Here is a 19,259-nt window from a genome sequence, read left to right as displayed (position 1 = left end):
TGAGCATTCCGAGGCTGTTTTTAACGCCGTATGGCCGACAGCCAGAAGATCGTGGACAGATTTCAGTGCAGACTAGGCTAAACCCTGTAGTTACTACGGAGTCAACATGAGCAAACCCATCACCATCGGCGTGCTGGCTCGCGAGAGCGGCGTCAATCTGGAGACCGTGCGCTTCTACGAGCGTAGCGGCCTGCTGCCGCCGCCGCAGCGCAGCGCCTCGGGCTATCGCCACTACCAGGCGCGGGACGTGCGCCGCCTGCGCTTTATCCGACGCGGTCGCGAACTGGGCTTCAGCCTGGACGAGATCCGCAGCCTGCTGGACCTGGCCGCCCACCCCGAGAGCCCCTGCGACGCCGCCGACCGCATGGCCCGCGAGCACCTGGACGCCATCGAGGCGCGCATCCGCGACCTACAGAACATGCGCGCCGAACTGAGCAAGCTGGCCGACTGCCACAGCGGCCACGCCGAGCACTGCCGCCTGCTGGAGGCGCTGGACAGCCGCGACTGCTGCCTGCAGAGTGGGTAGCCCGGATGCAATCCAGGGGCAGGCAACTCCATCCAAACTATCCCTTGGGTAATGATCGCTTTCGCGAGTCGATAGCCATGCAGCTGGGGCGTTCAGTGGGGTATCGGGACTCTGGTCGGCCGGTGATTAAAAATAAATCACTCCGACCCCTTTAGCCCAACTGGCAACAGTCGATTCATCGATGAGATTGAGCAAATCACGGGGCTGCGGATTGAGCAACGAGGCCAAGGGAGGCCGAAGTCGGGTGCTAGATAATAAATCCCCCCTCTTGGAATAAATGATCGGGATATAGGCTGCCGGAATTTTGCGAGCTGGAACAATGAATAAATCCCCATGGCATAATGATGATATTTCTTGGCGCTCGCTCCGCGAGCAGCAGCTACCAATTTATCTAGAATTTGTTAAGTCTCACTATCCGGGCGATGTGGTACGAAACCCTGATGAATATTTGCGAAGGGCAAGAGAGTACTATTTCGAGGGGGCGCTGGAAGGGGGGTATGCGGATGGCGTGAGTCACTTGGATGTTAGTGATTATTTTGTGATGCACCCCTGCTTGGATTTGGCCGCGGCACGAGATATTGTTGCGTTCTATGATCGCGTTGGCTGTATGACGCGTGGCTATTTTGGTCAATATTATTTGATCCCCAAATCGTTTGGCCCCATGGTCGATCAAGGTATGCTGCCAGCCTCTATAGGCGAAGTTGTAATTGAGGCGTTCTATGGAGAGAGTTATTTGGAGGCTTCCTCACTGAGAGGCTTCGAGCCAGAGCGGAGCGCAGTTGCAGCAGGGTGCGAAATGTGCCGAGAGCTTGGCTCCTGGATGGACTTGCCTCTATACGTTGAGTACTACCCAGTTCAGAGATTGATCGATCTTACAGTGGGTGCGCTGGAGTACTTTTCGGCTGGCGATCTCGTTGCCAAGCGTGGCTACATAGAGCATTTGTCAGTACGCATTGAGGACATTGAGGCTGGAGGAGACTCTATGCAAAAAAGCTTTAGCGACTTGCTTAAAACTAAGATTTTTAGCAGCCAAACCATTGACGAGATAAAGGTAATGTTTGAATAGATATGTCCGGCCATTATTTCGAATGTAAGGTTTTTTCTGCTGTCGGTGAGGCAAAGCTCATTTTTGAGCTGCTTAAAGAGGCTAGTTGGGGTAGAGACCCTGAGAAGCAGGCGCGTCTTAAGTGTCGCTTGGGTCTACCTGCCGATTATGTGTTGCCGATGATTAAGTTTGGCATTCATGAGCTGAAAGGTGTCCTTGTCTTGAATGCCGAGGATGCGCTTCCGTCTGACTCCGAACTCTGCCCTGCAATTGCCGGAGCGCTTGATGCCCTAGAGGGTGTCCGGTACAAGGCGATACTGTTTGATAGTTCATCCGGTGGGGGGGAGGTGTGGTCTTCTCCAGGGAGGAGGTGAATTAAGATAAAAGGGAACGGGTTCCTCCCCGTTAACACGGACACTTCCGAGTAAGCTCGGTGCTGTGGTCAGGATTGCCCCCAGAACATTGCTCGAAAATTAATCTGTTCCCTTTTTGCACTTACGCCGAACTGAGCAAGCTGGCCGACTGCCACAGCGGCCACGCCGAGCACTGTCGCCTGCTGGAGGCGCTGGACAGCCGCGACTGCTGCATTTAAGGCACGCGGATCAGCGCCTGCGGCTCGTCGACGTCGCGCAGTACGCCGGGATCGTCCAGTTCCAGCCCCAGGCAGGCCTGCGGGTGCGTCGCCAGCACGGCGCGCGCGCCCTGGTCGCCATGCAGCGCCTCCAGCTCGCCCCAGAAGCGCCGGCCGAACAGCACCGGGTGACCGCGCTCGCCGCGGTACAGCGGGAACAGGATGCGCTCGGCGCTGGCCGCCGCCTGCAGCGCCTGCAGAGTCGCCGGCGCCACCCAGGGCATGTCGCCGAGCAGCACCGCCATGGCCTCGCCCGGCTCCTCGCGCAGGGCCCGCGCGCCGGCCGCCAGGCTATGGCCCATGCCCAGCGCGGCGTCGGCGCAGCGAATCGGTCGCACCGCCGGCGGTAGGCCGAGGGCCTGCGGATCGTCTTCCTCGCGCAGCACCACCCAAACCTCGCCGAACAGCGCCTGCGCCCGCTCGACGCTGGCGGCCAGCAGGCCACGGCCATCGGCCAGGCGTGCCAGGCGCTTGTCGCTGCCGAAGCGACGACCGGCGCCGGCGGCCAACACCAGGGCGAGGACGCTCACAGGCGTTCGCGGGGGATGCCGTTGCGCACCCGCAGGATATCGGCCAGCACCGCCAGGGCGATCTCCGCCGGCGTGCGGCTGCCCAGGTTCAGGCCTATCGGCGCGCTGATCCGCGCCAGTTGCGCCTCGTCCAGGCCACCGACCCGGCGCAGGCGCTCAAAACGCTTGGCGCTGGTGGTCGGCGAGCCCATCACGCCGATGTAGAAGGCCTCGCTGCGCACCGCCTCGATCATCGCCAGGTCGTCGATGCGCGGATCGTGGGTCAGCGCCACCACGGCCGTGTCGGCGTGGCAGAAGCCGGCGCGAATCACCTCGGAGGGCAGCTCGCGGCGCAGCTCGACGCCGGGCAGCTCGACGCCGACGAGCACCTCGTCGCGCGGGTCGCACAGCAGCACCTCGAAGCCCAGCGCCTGGGCGAACTCGGCGCACACCTGGGCCACGCTGGAGTAGCCGGCCAGCAGCAGGCGCTGGGCCGCGCCGACGCGGATGCGCAGGCTCTGCCCGCAGCGCTCGATGCGCGGGCCCTGCGCGCGGTCGTCGCGCAGGCTGCGGCTGCCGTCGTGCAGCGACACCTCGCGCAGCAGGCGACGCTGGCCGACCAAGGCGCCGGCCAGTTCGCGCAGGTGCGCCTGGCTGTCGCAGTCCGGCGCGAGGTTCTCCACCAGCACCTCCAGCACGCCGCCACAGGGCAGGCGGATATCGCCGCTGGCCTCGCCGCCATCGCCGTAGCGCACCAGGCTGGCCGGCGCCGCGAAGGCGCCGGCGGCCAGACGTTCGAGAAAGGCCTCCTCGACGCAGCCGCCGGACAGCGAGCCGATCCACTGGCCGGCGCCGTTGGCCGCCAGCAGCGAACCCGGCGCGCGCGGCGCCGAGCCGTAGGTGGCGAGCACCGTGCACAGCCACACGCGCTCGCCGGCCGCCAGCCACTGCAGGGCGCGGCCGATGACCTGTTGATCGAGCTGCTGCATCAGTGCCCCGTTTCGCCGCGCAGGACGCCGACCTCTGCCTCGCCCAGCTCGGCGTCGATACCGCCCCAGGTCTGCCGCAGGTAGTTGAGCAGGTCGGTCAGCTCGGCATCGTCGAGCGCCGCGTGGAAGCCGGGCATCGGCTGCATGCGCTCGAAGCCGGTGAACTGCTGCTCGCGGATGCCGTCGTCGATCACCCGCAGCAGGTTGCGCGCGTCGTCCAGGCGCAGGGTGGTGTTGCCGTTCATCGCCACCGCCACGTGCGGCACGCCCTCGCCTTCGCTGCCGTGGCAGCCGGCGCAGACGTTGAGGTAGTGCTGGCGCCCACGCCGGGCGCTGTCGCCGAGACTGTCGAGCGCCCGCGCCTCGATGCTGCGGGCCGGCGGCGGCTGGTCGCCGAGCAGGTAGGTGGCCATGGCCCGGTGGTCGTCCTCGGGCAGGTACTGGGTGCTGTGGTGCAGCACCGGGAACATCTCGTTGAACATCGAGCCCTGGGCGCTGATGCCGTGCTTGAGGAAGCGAGCCAGATCATCGGTGTTCCAGCCGCGCGCGGCCAGGTCCTCGGCCAGCAGGCTGGGCGCCTGGTAGCCACCGAGCAGGCCGCCCTGCAGGCGCCGATCCTGCTCCAGCGCGCCCAGCGCGTTGCGCGGGGTGTGGCACTCGCCGCAGTGGCCGAGCACCTCGACCAGGTACTGGCCGCGCTGCCAGGTCTCGCTGCGGCCCTCGGCCGGCTCCAGCTGCACGCGGTTCTTGTACAGCAGGTTCCAGAAGGCCATGCCGAAGCGGATGTTGTAGGGGAACGCCAGCTCGGTCTGCGGATTGGGCCGCGCCACCGGCTCCAGGCTCATCAGGTAGGCGTGGATGGCATCGGAGTCTTCGCGGCGGATCAGGTGGTAGGAGGTGTAGGGCATCGCCGGGTACAGCTTGACCCCGTCCGGGCGCTCGCCCTCGGTCAGCGCCCGGTACAGGTCGTCGGCGCTGTAGTGGCCGATGCCGTGGGTCTTGTCCGGGGTGATGTTGGTGCCATAGATGATGCCGTAGGGCGAGGCCAGCGGCAGGCCGCCGGCATAGGGCGCGCCGCCCTCGGCGGTGTGGCAGGCCACGCAGTCGGCGGCATGGGCCAGGTAGCGGCCACGCTCGATCAGTTGCTCGTCGGCCGCCTGGGCCAGGAGCGGCAGCGCCAGGGCCGCCATCAGCAGGACGCGCATGCTCAACCTTCCTTGACCAGTCCGAGGGATTCGACCACGTCGCGGGCGGCCTTGTAGTAGCGCACGTAGCCGGTGCAGCGGCAGATGTGCTTGCCCAGCGCCTGCTCGATCTCCTGCTCCAGCTCGCTGCGGCGCACCGGTTGGCGCTGCAGCTTCTCCACCAGCACGGTGGCGGCGTTGACATAGCCCGGGGTGCAGTAGCTGCACTGGAAGGCGAACTGATCGACGAAGGCCTGCTGCACCGGATTCAGCTCGACCACCGCGCCGGCCGCGTCGCGCTTGGCGTGGCTCTCCACGGTGCGCACGCGCTTGCCGTTGAAGAAGTGCGCGCCGGTGATGCAGGTGCGGATCTCCTCGCTGGTACCGTCGGCATGGTCGAGGATCGCCACGCAGGCGTGGCAGATACCCTGGCCGCAGCCCAGGCGCGAGCCGGTGAGGTTCATGTACTCGTGGAGAAAGTCGATCATCATCAGGTCGTCGGCGACCTCGACGGGGCCGACCGCCTGACCGTTGAGGATCAGGCTCATAACGTGCTTAGCCATGCAGGGCCTCCTTGATACGGGCCGGAGTCAGGGGCAGGTCGCGCAGGCGCTTGCCGGTGGCGTGGGCCACGGCGTTCACCACGGCGCCGACCACGGGGATCATGGTGACCTCGGCGATGCCCTTGGGCGGGTCGCTCGGCGACAGCGGCGGCAGGATCTCGGCGGTCTGCGCCCACACCGCGACGTCCTTGGCGCGCGGCAGCACGTAGCGGTTGAAGTTCCAGGTGCCCTCGCCCGGGCCGCCCTCGTACAGCGGCAGCTCCTCCAGCAGGGCGTGGCCGATACCCATGGCGATGCCGCCTTCGAGCTGGCCGAGCACCAGCTCGGGCACTATGGTGCGGCCGCACTCGACCCAGGAGTGGTGGTTGATCACCCGCGCCTCGCCGCTGCCCTTGTTGACCTTGACCTCGACCAGGGTCGCCACCGGGCTGTAGTAGGTGACCCAGGCATTGTTCAGCTGGGTGTCCGGATACTTCACGCTGAGGCGGTCGAGCAGGTGGTAGCCATGGCTGCTCATGCGGGCCTTCTTCGCCGCCGCAGCACCCGCGCCGTACTTCAGCGCCAGGCCGTCGAGCGGCACGCGCTCGCGGCTGCCGTCGATGTCGAACTCGGCCTCGGCCCAGCTCCAGCGGTTGAAGCCATGCACGCTCACCCCGGTGACCAGGCCCAGCTCGTGGGCCTGCTTCGCCAGCACGGCAAAGGGAATCGGCGGCAGGCCGTCGGCGGTGAGCTTGCCCTCGACCCAGTGAGCATTCTCGCGGCGCACCACATAGGGGTTGGCCAGACCGCCGGCTTCGCCTCGGCTCCACAGATGCAGCGCCGCCGGCCACAGGCCGTGGTTGAACAGCAGGCGCCCGGCCTCGCGGGTGGCATGGCCGCTGTAGTAGGCCGAGTTGGTCGCCGAGGAGGGCGAGGCGATGCGCGCCACCCAGCGCGGGTTGCGCAGCGCGGCATCCTGTTCGGGCTGGCTGATGAAGTAGGGGTTGCCGCTGGTGGTCAGCGCCAGCTCCGGCCATTCGGTCACCCCGGTCTTGATCTCGTCGGCCGGCACGCCGAGCCAGTCGGCCACCAGCAGCGCCTGCGAGGTGGCCATGCCGGTGCCCATGTCGATGGCGATCTGGCGCAGGGATATGCGCCCGTCTGCGTCGAACTCCAGGCTGGCCATGGGCGCCTCGGCGCCGGTGCCGAAGTCCTTCTGGCAGATGGCGAAGCCGACGCCGTAGAGGTGGTCCGGGTCCTCCGCGTCGAAACGCGCCTTGCGCGCGGCGCGCTCCTTCCACAGCGGGTGCTCGGCGGCCTTGTGCAGGATCTCGTCGAGGCGCAGGGCGCCGGCCGGGATCGCCCCCTGGGTGTTCTTCATGCCCGACTGCATGACGTTCTTCAGGCGCAGGGCGATGGCGTCGACGCCCAGGCGCTCGGCCACTTCATCCACCATCATCTCGGTGGCGGCCATGGTCTGCAGGGTGCCGTAGCCACGCATGGAACCGGCCTCGACGCTGGCCGAGTGGTAGGCGGTGGCGGCCAGGTCGCTCTGCGGCAGGTAGTAGATCGACTGCGCGGCGGTGGCGCCGACGGCCGCCACCGAGGCGCTGTAGTTGATGCGGCCGCCGCCGTTGGCATCCATGTGCGCGCGGAAGATGCGGAACTGCTGGCTCTGGCGGTCCACCGCCAGCTGATAGTGCATGTCGAACGGGTGGCGCTTGAGGCCCGTCTGGAACTGCTCGTAGCGGTCGTTGGCCAGGCGCACCGGCACGCCGTCGCCGTACATCGCGGCGAGGGCGGCGTAGAACACGAAGATGTTGTTGTCCTTGGAGCCGTAGCCGACGGTGTAGCCGGGATGCAGGTTCAGCTGCTTCACGCCGAAGCGCGACGGCGCCAGCATGTGCGCGCACTGCTCGGCGACCTCGAACGGGCACTGGGTGGCGACCACGAAGTGCAGGGTGCCGGTTGCCGCGTCGAACCAGCCGTTGCCGTTGTCCGCCTCCAGCGCCGCCGGTTCGATCGACTGGGTGGTGTAGCGCTCGTCGAACACCAGCCACTCCTCGGGCGGGTTCTGCAGTTGCTGCTGCATGCGCTCGGCGTAGTACAGGCCTTCCTGGGTCAGGTCGCCGCCGAGCTTGGCGCCCTGCGGCCAGGTCGGCCGGCGCTCGCGGATCATCGGGAAGAGCGTGCCGTCCTTGAGGCTGGAAAACAGGTCCGGGGCGAAGGGATCCTGGTCCGCCACGCGCACGAAGCGGAAGCTGCCGTAGGGGTCGGTGGTGTAGGGCTCGCTCTTGGCCCCGTAGCGGATCACCTTGTCGTTGAACTTGAGGCGGTTCTTGGCCTGGCGATAGCGCTCGAAGTCGCTCCAGATCAGCAGCGCCACCGGGTGGCCGATGAACATCGGCACCTTGCCCGGCGGCAGCAGCGGGTCGGGACCGTGCGACTCGGGCCAGGCGATGCCGTCGCGGGCCAGGTCCTCGGCGGTCACCACGCGGTCCGGCTGCAGCTCGCCCTCCAGCATCGACAGGTCGAAGCCGGCATAGAGGTGATCGACACGGGTGGTCTTGATCAGCAGGGCATGGCCCTGCTGCTGCGGCCAGCCCGGCATGTCCTTGGCGCGGATATCGCGGGCGAACACCTTGTCGCCGCAGGCCTTGGAGGCACCGTCGATGCGCCCCTTGGCCTGCCCGGCGGCGCCGTACCAGGGCTTGGGATTGGCCGTCACCTGTTCCTCGAACAGCGCGGCGAAGGCCCGGCTGCCGAGGGGCGCGAGGGTGATCCCGATACCGGCAACGATGCTGCGCTGCAAGAAGGCGCGGCGAGACAGATCACGCTTGAGCATGTGATTTCCCCTGAACGAAGCTGGAGTCGCTGACAGACAGCGTAGGCGCCCAGGCGAAAACCCGCCGGGCGAAAAGGCCGGCATTCTAGTCAGGAAAGATCACGCATGCACACACTTAATTGACAAAGTGTATACAAACATCGAGCCAATCATCGCGCGAGTCCGCTCGCCCGCCGCCCTAGGGCGGCTTCAGCGCCCCCAGTCGCGCACCAGCGCCTCGGCCTCGTCCAGCGAATCGAAGCCGCTCAGCGCCACCCGGCCATCCAGCACTGGCTCGCGGATGATCGGCGCCAGACGCAGTTCGCCATCGACCAGCACCGGCTGGCCGACGAAAGTGCAGCCGGACAGGCGGTCGCTGAGGGTCGGATAGCAGGTCATGCGCTGTTACTTGAGCACACCGTAGCCCTGCTGGGCCGGGGCCGGCGAGGCGCGGATGGGGGCGAACAACTTACCGGCGCAGGCCTGTGCTACCACCATCTCGCCCAGAGGGGCGTGATCGGCCAGGTGCTGGGCGCCGCAGCGCAGCACCTCGAGTTATCGTCATGATCAGGAGCGGGGCGTGCACCGCCTGCGCTTTATCCGCTGCGGTCACGAACTGAGTTTCAGCCAGGGGGAGCTCCGCAGCCTGCTGGACCTGGCCGCCACCCCGAGAGCCCCTGCGACGACGCCGAGCGCATGGCCCGCGAACACCTGGACACCATCGAGACGCGCATCCGCGATCTGCAGAACATGCGCGCCGAACCGAGCCATCCGGCCGACTGATACAACGGCCACGCCGAGCATTGTCGGCTACTGGCGGCGCTGGATAGTCGCGATTGCTGCCTGTAGGTCACAATCGCGATATTCACGCTACTTACCGGAAAGCTCGCAGCTACCGTAAGCCAAGCCTTCACAGGATGCGGAGCTCGGCACCTTGAGTTCAAATGCCCCCCGGCTCTCATGCCACTGCGCCGACGAATATTCCGTCCCTTCCTCCAGCCTTTGTGCATAACGATGCTGAACCGTCAGGAAGATGACCGCAGCAACCAACCCCAGCCCGGCAACCCAAAGAACCTTGTTCAAATGCCCCTTGAAGCGCTCCAGATAGTCTCCGAGCATACTTAGCGGCGGGCCCACCCTGGTATTGATGTCCGCATAGACAAACGCCACGAGCCCGGATGTGGCGCACGCCACGATACTGAGAGCCCCCGATTGTGCCCCCAAGAGCATGGCGACGCCTGAAATAGCCAACGAGGGCAGTAGGTGCCTGAGAATCAACACCCCCGTGCCTTGACGCGTCAGGGATGCCGGCAATAACTGCTTACTGACTATCACATCCACCCAGGTCAACCAGCCTGTGCAATAGCGCCAGGCACTATGAGTGACCATCAGCAAACCTACCAGGGCAGCGGACAATAACCCCACCCCAAGCACGCTACTAATCGGTGAGTCGGCACCATACCTGGCGTTTTGACTGGTGATCTGCAACCAGGCAGGCATCAGCATTAGCAACCAGAGGCAGATGCCGGCCCCTTTCCAATACGAACTGCGCAACCACTTCCGCCAGTCTGGAATCCCTTGCGGGGCCAACTGAGCAAGAACCTCCGGTGCCTCTTTCAGCAACGTCTCTTCAAGTAGCTCGCAGGCGGCCCAATCCTTCTCCGCGAAACCATCTACCATCCGTCTGCGCAGGCCATCGCTCATAGGCTTGAACAGTAGCCAGGCTGCTCGGGCCTGAGGCGAGTCGGGCTTGCGCAGCGCCATGCGGCTGGTGATCCGCTCATGCAGCCCTTGCAGCTCGACTCTGCGCTGCAGTTGGCTCCACTCCTGCAGCCAACCCTCCTCACGAGCCAACGTGTCGCCCCACTGGCAACGGCTGGAGATATCCCGAAAGAGCGTCTCGGACCAGCACGGCACCGCCAGCAGCACATCCACCAGCTGGCGATTGAAGTAGGCTCGCCGCTCGAATGGCTGCAACCAGGCTTGACCAAACAGCACATCCAGACGCTCCTGGAACGCAGCCTCATCCCCCTCGGCGAGCAGACCATGCAGCGCATGCAACTCAGTCGCAAGCAGGCGGTTAAGCAGGCCATCGAGCTGATCCCCCGGCAGGGAGGGCTCCTGCCAAGGCGTCAGCCAGTGCAAACAGGCCAGAGCCCAGTGCGCGGCGGCATAGCCCCGCTCGTTGTCGGTCAGGCAACGCTCCAACAGGCAACGCTCGAACAGTGCCAGCTGGCCCTGGTCACGAGCCTGGAGAGCCGCGACCTCCAGGGTTGGTGGCGTGAGATCACCCAAGCTGGCGTCGATGCGGCCCCACAGGTCCTGGTCGATGGCTGTGACGTCCGGCTGCTCGACCACCGATTCCAGACCGACGCTCTCCTCGATCTCATTCTGTTCGGCCCGTCGACGCGCTATGGAAAGCGCCTGCTCGTAGGCTTCACGCAAACACTGGAAGGCCTCCAGGTCCTCATCGGGACGGTGCACTTTGAGCAGGGCAGCGTAACTACGCTTGATCGTCCGCTCATCCGCATCGGCGGGAACGCCGAGAGTCGTCCAGCAGTTCATCGCAGCCCCCGTCAGAATCCGCGTTCCAGCTCGTCCAGGCGCTGAATCACGGCGCTCCTGTGCTCACGTATCTGCCGCTCATCCTGCCCCTCCAGCACCCGCTGGAACTCACCGGCCAGGCGATCGACATACTCCCGCATCTCGCCCAGGCACTCCTGGTACAGGCGGTCGAGGCGCGCCAGCAGCACCGTGTTGACCTGCTGCTCGCGAGGGTGGACCTTGAGCCCCTCGAGAGCCTTGAGCTTGGCGGCGACCTCTTCCCTGCTGAGCACGCCCGGGTTGTTCTCGATGACCAGGCGATGGCTCTCTCCGGTCATGGGGATCTTCACGTCGGCCTCCAGCAGGCCGTTGTTGTCGTAGGTGAAGCGCACGTCCAGCACGACCTCGCCCGCCTTGCGCGGCGGCACCGGCACGCTTAGCTCGCCGAGGAAGATGTTGTCCTTCACCAGACGGCTCTCGCCCTGGAAGATCTTCAGCAGCACTTCCCGCTGGTTGTCGTGCAGGGTCTGCACCTGCTCCACGCGGCTCACCGGCACCACGCAGTTGCGCTCGATGATCGGCAGATAGCGGCCGCCCTCGAAGTGCTCGCCATGCTGCTGCGTGGTCTCGATGCCCATGCTGTAGGGGCACACATCGGTGAGCACCACTTCCTCCAGAGCCGCATCGCGCGCCTTGAGCGCCGCCTGAATGGCCGCGCCCTGGGCGATGACCTCGTCCGGATTGAGATGCATGGAGGGGAAGCGGCCGAACAGGCCGGCCACCAGCTTGCGCACCAAGGGCATGCGCGTGGTACCACCGACCAGCAGGATCTCGTCGAGATCGGCCACGCGGATGCGCGCATCGCGCAGGGCCCGCTCTATCGGCCCGCGCAGGCGCTCCAGCAGCGGCTCGAGAATCTGCCGCAGCTGCTCCTGGGTATAGGCTTCGCACCATTCGCGACCATTGTCGCGCAGGCTGAAGGTCGCGCTGTCTTGCTGCCCCAGCGCATGGCGAACGCGCTGCGCCTCGCGGCGCAGGCGCTGGCGCAGCAATGGCTGGCTGGCGTCCGGCAGGTTGCCCGCCTGGCGCTCGACGAAGCTCTTGACCAGCGCGTCGTCCAGGTCCTCGCCGCCGAGGAAGTTGTCGCCCGAGCTGGCCCGTACCTCCATCACGCCGTCGAAACGCTCCAGAATCGAGACATCGAATGTGCCGCCGCCCAGGTCGAAGACCAGGAAAGTGGTCTGCTCCTTCTGGTGCACGCCATAGGCCAGTGCCGCTGCGGTGGGCTCGTTGATCAGCTTGTCGACCTTGAGCCCGGCCAGTTCGCCGGCCACCCGGGTGGCCTTGCGCTGGGCATCGCTGAAATAGGCGGGCACGCTGATCACCGCCTCGCTGACCGGCTCGCCGAAGGCGCGCTCGACATCGGCCTTGAGACTCTTCAGCACCAGGGCCGACAGTTCTTCCGGGCGGAAACTGCGCTTGCCGAGGCGCACCTCATGGGCACTGCCCATGTAGCGCTTGAACAGCGCCGTGGTCAGCTGCGGGTGGGTCTGCAGGCGCTCGCGCGCGACCTGGCCGACCAGCACCTGGCCATCGTCATCGAGCCCGACGACGCTGGGCGTGAGGAAGCTGCCGAGAGCGTTGGCGACGAGTTGCGGGGCGCCATCGCGCCATACGGCAACCAGGCTGTTGGTGGTGCCGAGGTCTATACCGACGATCATGCCGGACATCACTCCTTTGACGTTGGGAGAACCGCCATCCTCAGCGAGGCCGGCCAAAGCCCGGTATTTGAACCCAGCGCGGGTATCCGGTAAAGCGCCGCTCAGCGACTCCAGTCGCGCACCAGCGCCTCGGCCTCGTCCAGCGAATCGAAACCGCTCAACGCCACCCGGCCGTCCAGCACCGGCTCGCGGATGATCGGCGCCAGGCGCAGCTCGCCATCGACCAGCACCGCCAGCGGTTGATTGAGTCCGCGGCGGGTCAGCTCGGCCAGGCTCTCGCGCCCCGCCGTGGTCAGCGTCAGCACGATGGCCGGCTGCTGCTCGGGAGTCAGGGCCAGCTCCGCGCGCGCGACATCGGCCTCGGTGATAAAGGCCTGGGGCGCCACCCACAGGTAGGCGCCGCTGTGGCGGTCGGTCATGCCGAGCCAGCCGTCGGCGCTGGCCGTGCGCGCCGGATGAATGGCCAGCCGATGGTCGCCCGGCATGTGTGCGTCGCTGGCGCAGCCGCTCAGCAGCGTCAGGGCCAACGCCGCCAGCGCTGCTCTCATGCGGGCACCAGCATGGCCTCGGCCACCGCCTTGCGCTTGGCCTTGCCGAGCAGCTGCTCGACCAGGGTCAGGGCAAATTCCAGTGCCGTGCCCGGGCCCTGGCTGGTGATGCAGTTGCCGTCCACCACCACCGGCTGGTCGACGAAGGTGCAGCCGGACAGGCGGTCGCTAAAGGCCGGATAGCAGGTCATGCGCCGTTGCTTGAGCACACCGTAGCCCTGCAGGGCCAGGGCCGGCGCGGCGCAGATGGCGGCGAACAGCTTGCCGGCCTGGGCCTGCTCCACCACCTTCGCGCCCAGCGGGGCGTGATCGGCCAGGTGCTGGGCGCCGGGCATGCCGCCGGGCAGCACGATCAGGTCGAAGTCCTGGGCCAACACGTCGACCAGCATGGCGTCGGCGGTCAGCCGGGTGCCACGGGCGGCGGTGAACATGCGGCGACTCTCCACGCTGGCCACCAGGGTCTCGATCTCGGCGCGGCGTAGCACGTCGATCAGGGTCACGGTTTCCAGGTCTTCCACGCCGTCGGCGACGGCGATCAGGGCACGGGCTGTCATGGCACTCCTCCTCGCCGGACGGGAACCGATGCTGTCCGCCCGGTCATAAATTCACCGTTCTGGGGTGAGCTGGTATAGTGCGCGGCTTTTCCGGATTCGGCACGAAAAAGCCCTCGGTTGCCGCCGAGTTGGCAACCTTTGTGCTTTGCTTTCGCGCAGTCCAACTCCATGCCGCACCAGCCCACGGGAGCCCCACCATGCTGGAAAAGCTGTTCCAACTCAAGGCGCACAACACCACGGTCCGCACCGAGATCCTGGCCGGCCTCACCACCTTCCTGACCATGGCCTACATCCTCTTCGTCAACCCGGCGATCCTGGGTGAAACCGGCATGGACAAGGGCGCGGTGTTCGTCGCCACCTGCCTGGCCGCGGCCATCGGCTCGGCGGTGATGGGCCTGATCGCCAACTACCCGATCGCCCTGGCGCCCGGCATGGGGCTCAACGCCTTCTTCACCTACACCGTAGTGCTGACCATGGGTTACACCTGGCAGGTGGCGCTGGGTGCGGTGTTCCTCTCCGGTGCGATCTTCTTTGCCCTGTCGATCTTCAAGATCCGTGAGTGGATCATCAACAGCATTCCCCTGGCCCTGCGTGCCGGCATCGCCGCCGGTATCGGCCTGTTCCTCGCGATCATCGCGCTGAAGAACACCGGCATAGTGGTCGACCACCCGGCCACCCTGGTGACCCTGGGCGACCTCAGCAACGGCGGCGCCCTGCTCGCCTGCCTCGGCTTCTTCGTCATCTCCGCGCTCTACTACCGCAAGGTCACCGGTGCGGTGATGATCGGCATCCTGCTGGTCACCGGCCTGTCCATTCTGCTCGGCCTGTCCAAGCTGGATGGCGTGGTGTCGATGCCGCCGAGCCTGATGCCGACCCTGCTGCAACTGGACATCGCCGGCGCCCTGGATATCGGCCTGATCAGCGTGATCTTCGCCTTCCTGTTCGTCGACCTGTTCGACACCTCCGGCACCCTGGTCGGCGTCGCGCAGAAAGCCAACCTGCTGGACAAGGACGGCAAGATGCCGCGCGTCGGCCGCGCCCTGCTGGCCGACAGCACCGCGACCATGGCCGGCGCCGCCCTGGGCACCAGCACCACCACCAGCTACATCGAGTCCGCCGCGGGCATCAGCGCCGGCGGCCGCACCGGCCTGACCGCCGTGACCGTGGCCGTGCTGTTCCTGCTCAGCCTGTTCTTCGCCCCGCTGGCCGGCGCCGTGCCGGCCTTCGCCACCGCGCCGGCGCTGCTGTTCGTCGCCGTGCTGATGATGAGCAGCCTGGCCAACATCGACTGGGACGACCTGACCGTCGCCGCGCCGGTGGTGGTCGCCGCCCTGGCCATGCCGCTGACCTTCTCCATCGCCAACGGTATCGCCTTCGGCTTCATCGCCTGGACCGCCGTCAAACTGCTCGCCGGCCAGTGGCGCACGCTGAACCCGGCACTGTGGATTCTCTCCGCCCTGTTCGTGATCAAGCTGGGTTACTTCAGCGCATGATCAGGATCGGTGACCAGGCGGCCTATGCCGCCCAGCTGGACGAGAAAGCCGCACGCCTGCGCGAGCTGCTGGCGCCCTTCGCCGCACCCGAGCCGCAGGTGTTCGACTCGCCGCGCGAGCACTATCGCCTGCGCGCCGAGTTCCGCCTGTGGCGCGAGCAGGAAGAGCGCCACTACGCGATGTTCGAGGCCGGGGACAAGTACACGCCGATCCTGATCGAGCAGTTCCCCATCGCCAGCGCGCGCATCAACGAACTGATGCCCCAGCTGAAAGCCGCCTGGCAGGGTAGTCGCGCACTGTCGTTCAAGCTGTTCCAGGTCGAGTTCCTCACCACCCTCAGCGGCGATGCGTTGATCACCCTGTGCTACCACCGCCCGCTCGATGCCGAATGGCAGGCCGAGGCCGAGCGACTGGCGGCCAAACTGGGCGTCAGCCTGGTCGGCCGTTCGCGCGGCCAGCGCCTGGTGATAGGCCGGGACTACGTCGAGGAAGAGATGAGCGTGGCCGGTCGCCGCTTCCGCTACCGCCAGCCGGAGGGGGCCTTCACCCAGCCCAACGGCACGGTGTGCCAGAAGATGCTGCAGTGGGCCTTCGACGCCCTCGGCGAGCGCCAGGACGACCTGCTCGAGCTGTACTGCGGCAACGGCAACTTCACCCTGCCGCTGTCCACCCGCGTGCGCAAGGTGCTGGCCACCGAGATCAGCAAGACCTCGGTGAATGCCGCGCTGGCCAACCTGGCCGACAACGGTATCGACAACATCGAGCTGGTGCGTCTGTCGGCCGAGGAGCTGACCCAGGCCCTCAACGAGGTGCGCCCGTTCCGCCGCCTGGCCGACATCGACCTGAAGTCCTACGACTTCGGCAGCGTGTTCGTCGACCCGCCGCGCGCCGGCATGGACCCGGACACCTGCGAACTGACCCGGCGCTTCGACAACATCCTGTACATCTCCTGCAACCCGCAGACCCTGGCCGCCAATATCGCCCAGCTGCACGACACCCACGCAGTGGTGAAGACGGCACTGTTCGACCAGTTTCCCTGGACCCACCACATGGAAGCGGGCGTGCTGCTGCAGCGACGCGGCTAACGGCCCAGGCCGCGCAGCAGCCAAAATGCCAGCGCGGCCGACACGCCCTCGAACAACATGGCGTAGAGGTTGAAGGTCTGCTGCGCGCCGCCGTCCAGCCACAGCCCGCCGAGGCGGGCGAGGAACAGGGCGGCATACAGCAGCACCAGCAGCATCAGCGCCGGGCGCAACAGCTCGCTCCGCAGCAGCCCCAGGCCCAGCCACAGCGCCAGCCCCAGTTGCAGGCCGCCGTAGTAGGCGCGCACGTCGGTGACCGCCGCCGGCGCCATCAGCAGCATGCCACTGAGGTTGGCCAACTCGTGCGGGCGCACGAAGTAGGCCAGGCCGAAACCGACGAGAATCAGGCTCTGGACGATCAGGAACAGGCGAACCGGCAGCATCGGCATTCTCCGTCGGATGACTGGCTGGCAGCATAGGCGCCGCCGTCGCAGACGGAAACAGTCGCGAACTGGGAGGCCCGCGCGGACGGGCGTATCCTGCCGCCAGTCCACTCATTCGAGGAAAGCCCCATGCGTCTCCTGCCCCTCGCCGCCCTGCTGCTCGCCGGCGCCGCCCAGGCCGCCGAGCCCGTGACCATGGACGTCCACCGCGACGCCAACTGCGGCTGCTGCAAGGCCTGGATCAGCCATCTGCAGGCCAACGGCATTCAGGTCAACGACCATGTCGAGAGCGACATGAGAGCGGTCAAGCTGCGCCTCGGCGTGCCGCCGCGCCTGGCCTCGTGCCACACCGGAGTGATCGACGGCAAGTTCGTCGAGGGCCATGTACCGGCTCGCGACATCCTCGCCTTGCAAGGCCGCCCCGATCTGCTCGGCGCCGCCGTACCGGGCATGCCGCACGGCTCGCCGGGCATGGAGACGGGCGCCAGGCACGCCTACCAGGTGATAGGCCTGGGCAAGGACGGCAAGCAGAGCATTCTGGCCGACTATCCGGCGGAGTAAGCATGGGCTGGCGCCCTTCGCTTGCGGGAACGACACTGTCGACCTCGAACGATTGAGGGAGCGCGGCCATGCGCTGGGAACGCGGCAGACGCAGCGACAACGTGGTAGATGCCCGCGGCGGCAGGCGCCTGGGTGGAGGCCGCGGCCTCAGCCTGGGCGGCATCGCCGTGGTGGTGGTGATCGGCCTGCTGATGGGCCAGGACCCGCTGACCATACTCGGCAACGTGCTCAGCGTGCAGCAAGGTGCTCCGGTGCAGGAGCAACGCGCCCCGGCGGCCAACGACCCGCAGAGCGAATTCGTCCGTGCCGTACTCGGCGACACCGAGGACACCTGGCGCGCCCTCTTCCAGGCCGCCGGCAAGCAATACCAGGACCCTAAACTCATCCTCTTCAGCGGCGGCGTGCGTTCGGCCTGCGGCTTCGCCGATGCCGCCGTCGGGCCCTTCTACTGCCCCGGCGACAGACAGGTCTATCTCGACCTGAGCTTCTTCCGCGAGATGGAAACGCGCTTCGCCGCCGCCGGCGACTTCGCCCAGGCCTACGTGATCGCCCACGAGGTCGGCCACCATGTGCAGACCCTGCTCGGCGTCTCGGCCAAGGTGAATGGCGCACGCCGGCGCGGCGAGCGGGTGGAGGGGAACAACGGCCTGCTGGTGCGCCAGGAGCTGCAGGCCGACTGCCTGGCCGGGGTCTGGGCGCACCATGCCCAGCGGCGTCTGGACTGGCTGGAGCCGGGCGATCTGGAGGAGGCGCTGAACGCCGCCAGCGCCATCGGCGACGACCGCCTGCAGCAGCAGAGCCGCGGCACCGTGATGCCGGACTCCTTCACCCATGGCTCCTCGGCGCAGCGGGTGCGCTGGTTCAGAACCGGCTTCGACAGCGGCCAGCCGGGGCGCTGCGACACCTTCAAGGCAACCAGACTGTAGGGGTGGGTTAGGCCGCAAGGCGGTAACCCACCATCGGTGCCGGATGAGCGCGCGGCTGGCGGGTTACGCCGCGATGCGGCTAACCCGCCCTACGGGCTGCGCCGTTCCTGATAGGCCTTGGGCGACACGCCGAACCAACTCTTGAAGGCCTTGTAGAAGGCGCTCGGCTCGGCGAAACCCAGCTCGCGACTGAGCTGCTCCACCCGGCAGTCGGCCTGGCGCAGGCGCCGCAGCGAGTGCTCACGGCGCACCTCGGCGAGCAGTTCGGAGAAACTGCAGCCCTCCTCGCGCAGGTGGCGGTGCAGGGTCTGCCGGCTGGTGCGCAGGCGCCGCGCCACCGCCTCCACCGTGAAGGCGCCGTCGATCAGCCCCAGCTCGATCAGTTGCACTACCCGCTGGCGCAGGCTGTGGCGGCTCGGCAGCTGCTCCTGCATGGCGCTGACCCGCTGCAGCAGCAGGCCCTTGAGGTAGTCGTTGCCGCCCAGCAGCGGCAGGCCCAGGTCCGCCGCCGCTATCTCGATGTAGTCCAGCGGCTCGCCGAAACGCAGCGGGCAGCCGAACACCTGGCGGTAGCTGGCCAGCCCCGCCAGCGGCGCGTGGCGAAAGCCCACCCGCAGCGGCTGCAGGCGCACACCGCTCATCTGCCGGCCCCAGCACAGGGCCGAGCTCAGGCTGTATTCGCAGGCCGGGGCATGATCGGCCAGCGGCGCGGTGAACAGGAAGCAGATGCGCACCCGCTCGTCCTGGTGCTCCACCCGCAGGTTCTCGCACTCGCTCATCACCTGGCTATGCCGGCTGAACAGCTCCAGCGCCTCGCCGAGGGTGGAACTCATCGCCGCCAGGCTGGCCACTGGACCGCTGCTGCGCAGGCCACGCTGCTGGCCGAGCGACAGGCCGATATCGGCCGGCGCGCCGCGCTCGGCCGCCAGCTGCCACAGGCGCAGCAACCAGGCCACCGGGATGCGCCGCTCCAGGTCCAGCGGCCGCTCCGGCGCCAGGCCCAGATCGGCGAGGTCGGCTGGCCCGGCCAGTTGCAACTGGCGCAGGCTCTGGTAGAGATCGAGCAACAGGGAAGCGGTGGCGCTCGGTACGCTGTCCAGCATCTCGGCAAATCCTTTCACCCGGGGCGGAAGAGTGATTGTGCGGCGGACATGAGACGAATTGCCAGTGCCTTGCGACCTGCGGCTATCAACAGCC

20 protein-coding genes are annotated in these 19,259 nt (G+C 66.8%); 7 read left to right on the top strand and 13 right to left on the bottom strand.

Annotated elements, in window-relative coordinates; translation table 11 throughout:
• The first annotated feature begins 106 nt into the window (after nt 1-106).
• From AAFN46_RS00955 to AAFN46_RS00945, 3 genes are all read left to right on the top strand, one after another.
• The gene (locus tag AAFN46_RS00955; protein WP_347806812.1) at nt 107-526 is read left to right on the top strand and encodes a MerR family DNA-binding protein; all 420 of its coding nucleotides are present in this window, start codon (nt 107-109) and stop codon (nt 524-526) included.
• A 319-nt stretch (nt 527-845) separates the two neighbouring features.
• Nucleotides 846-1,592 carry a hypothetical protein gene (locus AAFN46_RS00950; RefSeq protein ID WP_347806811.1) on the top strand — a complete coding sequence of 249 codons (747 nt, stop codon included), beginning with the start codon at nt 846-848 and terminating at the stop codon, nt 1,590-1,592.
• 2 nt (nt 1,593-1,594) lie between these two features.
• Nucleotides 1,595-1,945 (top strand): hypothetical protein, encoded by a 351-nt coding sequence (locus AAFN46_RS00945; RefSeq protein ID WP_347806810.1) that lies wholly within the window; start codon nt 1,595-1,597, stop codon nt 1,943-1,945.
• A gap of 214 nt (nt 1,946-2,159) precedes the next feature.
• On the opposite strand, the gene AAFN46_RS00940 is transcribed toward AAFN46_RS00945, so the two are convergent.
• The 11 genes from AAFN46_RS00940 to AAFN46_RS00890 all read right to left on the bottom strand — a co-directional run bounded on the left by AAFN46_RS00940 (nt 2,160) and on the right by AAFN46_RS00890 (nt 13,617).
• A complete protein-coding gene (locus AAFN46_RS00940) occupies nt 2,160-2,732 on the bottom strand; it encodes a nucleotidyltransferase family protein (protein WP_347806809.1) in 573 nt (190 codons plus the stop codon).
• Nucleotides 2,729-3,700: an XdhC family protein gene (locus tag AAFN46_RS00935; protein WP_347806808.1), complete on the bottom strand. Its 972-nt coding sequence runs from the start codon at nt 3,698-3,700 to the stop codon at nt 2,729-2,731. The genes AAFN46_RS00940 and AAFN46_RS00935 overlap by 4 nt, the downstream gene beginning before the upstream one ends.
• Nucleotides 3,700-4,905 carry a cytochrome c gene (locus AAFN46_RS00930; protein ID WP_347806807.1) on the bottom strand — a complete coding sequence of 402 codons (1,206 nt, stop codon included), beginning with the start codon at nt 4,903-4,905 and terminating at the stop codon, nt 3,700-3,702. The genes AAFN46_RS00935 and AAFN46_RS00930 overlap by 1 nt, the downstream gene beginning before the upstream one ends.
• Before the next feature lie 2 nt (nt 4,906-4,907).
• Nucleotides 4,908-5,447, bottom strand: coding sequence for a (2Fe-2S)-binding protein (locus AAFN46_RS00925; RefSeq protein ID WP_347806806.1), 540 nt, complete (start codon nt 5,445-5,447; stop codon nt 4,908-4,910).
• Nucleotides 5,440-8,271 carry a xanthine dehydrogenase family protein molybdopterin-binding subunit gene (locus tag AAFN46_RS00920; protein WP_347806805.1) on the bottom strand — a complete coding sequence of 944 codons (2,832 nt, stop codon included), beginning with the start codon at nt 8,269-8,271 and terminating at the stop codon, nt 5,440-5,442. Before AAFN46_RS00920 ends, AAFN46_RS00925 begins: the two co-directional genes overlap by 8 nt.
• 189 nt (nt 8,272-8,460) lie before the next feature.
• Complete coding sequence (locus tag AAFN46_RS00915) at nt 8,461-8,649, bottom strand: hypothetical protein (protein WP_347806804.1); 189 nt, start codon at nt 8,647-8,649, stop codon at nt 8,461-8,463.
• A 6-nt stretch (nt 8,650-8,655) separates the two neighbouring features.
• Nucleotides 8,656-8,799, bottom strand: a complete 144-nt coding sequence (locus AAFN46_RS00910) for a hypothetical protein (protein WP_347806803.1) — start codon at nt 8,797-8,799, stop codon at nt 8,656-8,658.
• A gap of 321 nt (nt 8,800-9,120) precedes the next feature.
• Nucleotides 9,121-10,815, bottom strand: a complete 1,695-nt coding sequence (locus AAFN46_RS00905) for a J domain-containing protein (RefSeq protein ID WP_347806802.1) — start codon at nt 10,813-10,815, stop codon at nt 9,121-9,123.
• An 11-nt stretch (nt 10,816-10,826) separates the two neighbouring features.
• Nucleotides 10,827-12,515, bottom strand: coding sequence for a molecular chaperone HscC (locus AAFN46_RS00900; RefSeq protein ID WP_347806801.1), 1,689 nt, complete (start codon nt 12,513-12,515; stop codon nt 10,827-10,829).
• A gap of 101 nt (nt 12,516-12,616) precedes the next feature.
• Nucleotides 12,617-13,063, bottom strand: a complete 447-nt coding sequence (locus tag AAFN46_RS00895) for a hypothetical protein (RefSeq protein WP_347806800.1) — start codon at nt 13,061-13,063, stop codon at nt 12,617-12,619.
• Nucleotides 13,060-13,617, bottom strand: coding sequence for a DJ-1 family glyoxalase III (locus tag AAFN46_RS00890; protein ID WP_347806799.1), 558 nt, complete (start codon nt 13,615-13,617; stop codon nt 13,060-13,062). The genes AAFN46_RS00895 and AAFN46_RS00890 overlap by 4 nt, the downstream gene beginning before the upstream one ends.
• A gap of 197 nt (nt 13,618-13,814) precedes the next feature.
• Here AAFN46_RS00890 and AAFN46_RS00885 point away from each other — a divergent pair, with 197 nt between their 5' ends.
• Both AAFN46_RS00885 and trmA read left to right on the top strand, forming a co-directional pair.
• Complete coding sequence (locus tag AAFN46_RS00885) at nt 13,815-15,110, top strand: NCS2 family permease (RefSeq protein WP_347806798.1); 1,296 nt, start codon at nt 13,815-13,817, stop codon at nt 15,108-15,110.
• Nucleotides 15,107-16,195 carry a tRNA (uridine(54)-C5)-methyltransferase TrmA gene (gene trmA, locus AAFN46_RS00880; protein WP_347806797.1) on the top strand — a complete coding sequence of 363 codons (1,089 nt, stop codon included), beginning with the start codon at nt 15,107-15,109 and terminating at the stop codon, nt 16,193-16,195. The genes AAFN46_RS00885 and trmA overlap by 4 nt, the downstream gene beginning before the upstream one ends.
• On the opposite strand, the gene AAFN46_RS00875 is transcribed toward trmA, so the two are convergent.
• Nucleotides 16,192-16,575 (bottom strand): DUF4345 family protein, encoded by a 384-nt coding sequence (locus tag AAFN46_RS00875; RefSeq protein WP_347806796.1) that lies wholly within the window; start codon nt 16,573-16,575, stop codon nt 16,192-16,194. The two genes, trmA and AAFN46_RS00875, sit on opposite strands and share 4 nt — an antisense overlap.
• Nucleotides 16,576-16,704: 129 nt before the next feature.
• Between AAFN46_RS00875 and AAFN46_RS00870 the strand changes: the two genes are divergently transcribed.
• Together AAFN46_RS00870 and AAFN46_RS00865 are read left to right on the top strand one after the other, a co-directional pair.
• Nucleotides 16,705-17,136: a DUF411 domain-containing protein gene (locus AAFN46_RS00870; RefSeq protein ID WP_347806795.1), complete on the top strand. Its 432-nt coding sequence runs from the start codon at nt 16,705-16,707 to the stop codon at nt 17,134-17,136.
• Between the two features lie 68 nt (nt 17,137-17,204).
• On the top strand, nt 17,205-18,062 hold the full coding sequence (locus AAFN46_RS00865; protein WP_347806794.1) for a neutral zinc metallopeptidase: 858 nt from the start codon (nt 17,205-17,207) through the stop codon (nt 18,060-18,062).
• A gap of 89 nt (nt 18,063-18,151) precedes the next feature.
• On the opposite strand, the gene AAFN46_RS00860 is transcribed toward AAFN46_RS00865, so the two are convergent.
• Entirely contained in the window at nt 18,152-19,165 is a 1,014-nt protein-coding gene (locus AAFN46_RS00860) for an AraC family transcriptional regulator (protein WP_347806793.1), read from the bottom strand.
• Between the last annotated feature and the right edge of the window lie 94 nt (nt 19,166-19,259).

This window comes from Pseudomonas sp. CAU 1711, from assembly GCF_039888625.1.
Taxonomy (GTDB): Bacteria; Pseudomonadota; Gammaproteobacteria; order Pseudomonadales; family Pseudomonadaceae; genus Aquipseudomonas.
This window is presented reverse-complemented; position numbering and strand designations above follow the sequence as displayed.

What these genes read in the sequence shown, in the direction of transcription:
- AAFN46_RS00955 (WP_347806812.1), top strand. Translation starts at nt 107, where the DNA reads ATGAGCAAACCCATCACCATCGGCGTGCTGGCTCGCGAGAGCGGCGTC.
- AAFN46_RS00950 (WP_347806811.1), top strand. Translation starts at nt 846, where the DNA reads ATGAATAAATCCCCATGGCATAATGATGATATTTCTTGGCGCTCGCTC.
- AAFN46_RS00945 (WP_347806810.1), top strand. Translation starts at nt 1,595, where the DNA reads ATGTCCGGCCATTATTTCGAATGTAAGGTTTTTTCTGCTGTCGGTGAG.
- AAFN46_RS00935 (WP_347806808.1), bottom strand. Translation starts at nt 3,700, where the DNA reads ATGCAGCAGCTCGATCAACAGGTCATCGGCCGCGCCCTGCAGTGGCTG.
- AAFN46_RS00930 (WP_347806807.1), bottom strand. Translation starts at nt 4,905, where the DNA reads ATGCGCGTCCTGCTGATGGCGGCCCTGGCGCTGCCGCTCCTGGCCCAG.
- AAFN46_RS00925 (WP_347806806.1), bottom strand. Translation starts at nt 5,447, where the DNA reads ATGGCTAAGCACGTTATGAGCCTGATCCTCAACGGTCAGGCGGTCGGC.
- AAFN46_RS00920 (WP_347806805.1), bottom strand. Translation starts at nt 8,271, where the DNA reads ATGCTCAAGCGTGATCTGTCTCGCCGCGCCTTCTTGCAGCGCAGCATC.
- AAFN46_RS00915 (WP_347806804.1), bottom strand. Translation starts at nt 8,649, where the DNA reads ATGACCTGCTATCCGACCCTCAGCGACCGCCTGTCCGGCTGCACTTTC.
- AAFN46_RS00905 (WP_347806802.1), bottom strand. Translation starts at nt 10,815, where the DNA reads ATGAACTGCTGGACGACTCTCGGCGTTCCCGCCGATGCGGATGAGCGG.
- AAFN46_RS00900 (WP_347806801.1), bottom strand. Translation starts at nt 12,515, where the DNA reads ATGATCGTCGGTATAGACCTCGGCACCACCAACAGCCTGGTTGCCGTA.
- AAFN46_RS00895 (WP_347806800.1), bottom strand. Translation starts at nt 13,063, where the DNA reads ATGAGAGCAGCGCTGGCGGCGTTGGCCCTGACGCTGCTGAGCGGCTGC.
- AAFN46_RS00890 (WP_347806799.1), bottom strand. Translation starts at nt 13,617, where the DNA reads ATGACAGCCCGTGCCCTGATCGCCGTCGCCGACGGCGTGGAAGACCTG.
- AAFN46_RS00885 (WP_347806798.1), top strand. Translation starts at nt 13,815, where the DNA reads ATGCTGGAAAAGCTGTTCCAACTCAAGGCGCACAACACCACGGTCCGC.
- trmA (WP_347806797.1), top strand. Translation starts at nt 15,107, where the DNA reads ATGATCAGGATCGGTGACCAGGCGGCCTATGCCGCCCAGCTGGACGAG.
- AAFN46_RS00875 (WP_347806796.1), bottom strand. Translation starts at nt 16,575, where the DNA reads ATGCTGCCGGTTCGCCTGTTCCTGATCGTCCAGAGCCTGATTCTCGTC.
- AAFN46_RS00870 (WP_347806795.1), top strand. Translation starts at nt 16,705, where the DNA reads ATGCGTCTCCTGCCCCTCGCCGCCCTGCTGCTCGCCGGCGCCGCCCAG.
- AAFN46_RS00865 (WP_347806794.1), top strand. Translation starts at nt 17,205, where the DNA reads ATGCGCTGGGAACGCGGCAGACGCAGCGACAACGTGGTAGATGCCCGC.
- AAFN46_RS00860 (WP_347806793.1), bottom strand. Translation starts at nt 19,165, where the DNA reads ATGCTGGACAGCGTACCGAGCGCCACCGCTTCCCTGTTGCTCGATCTC.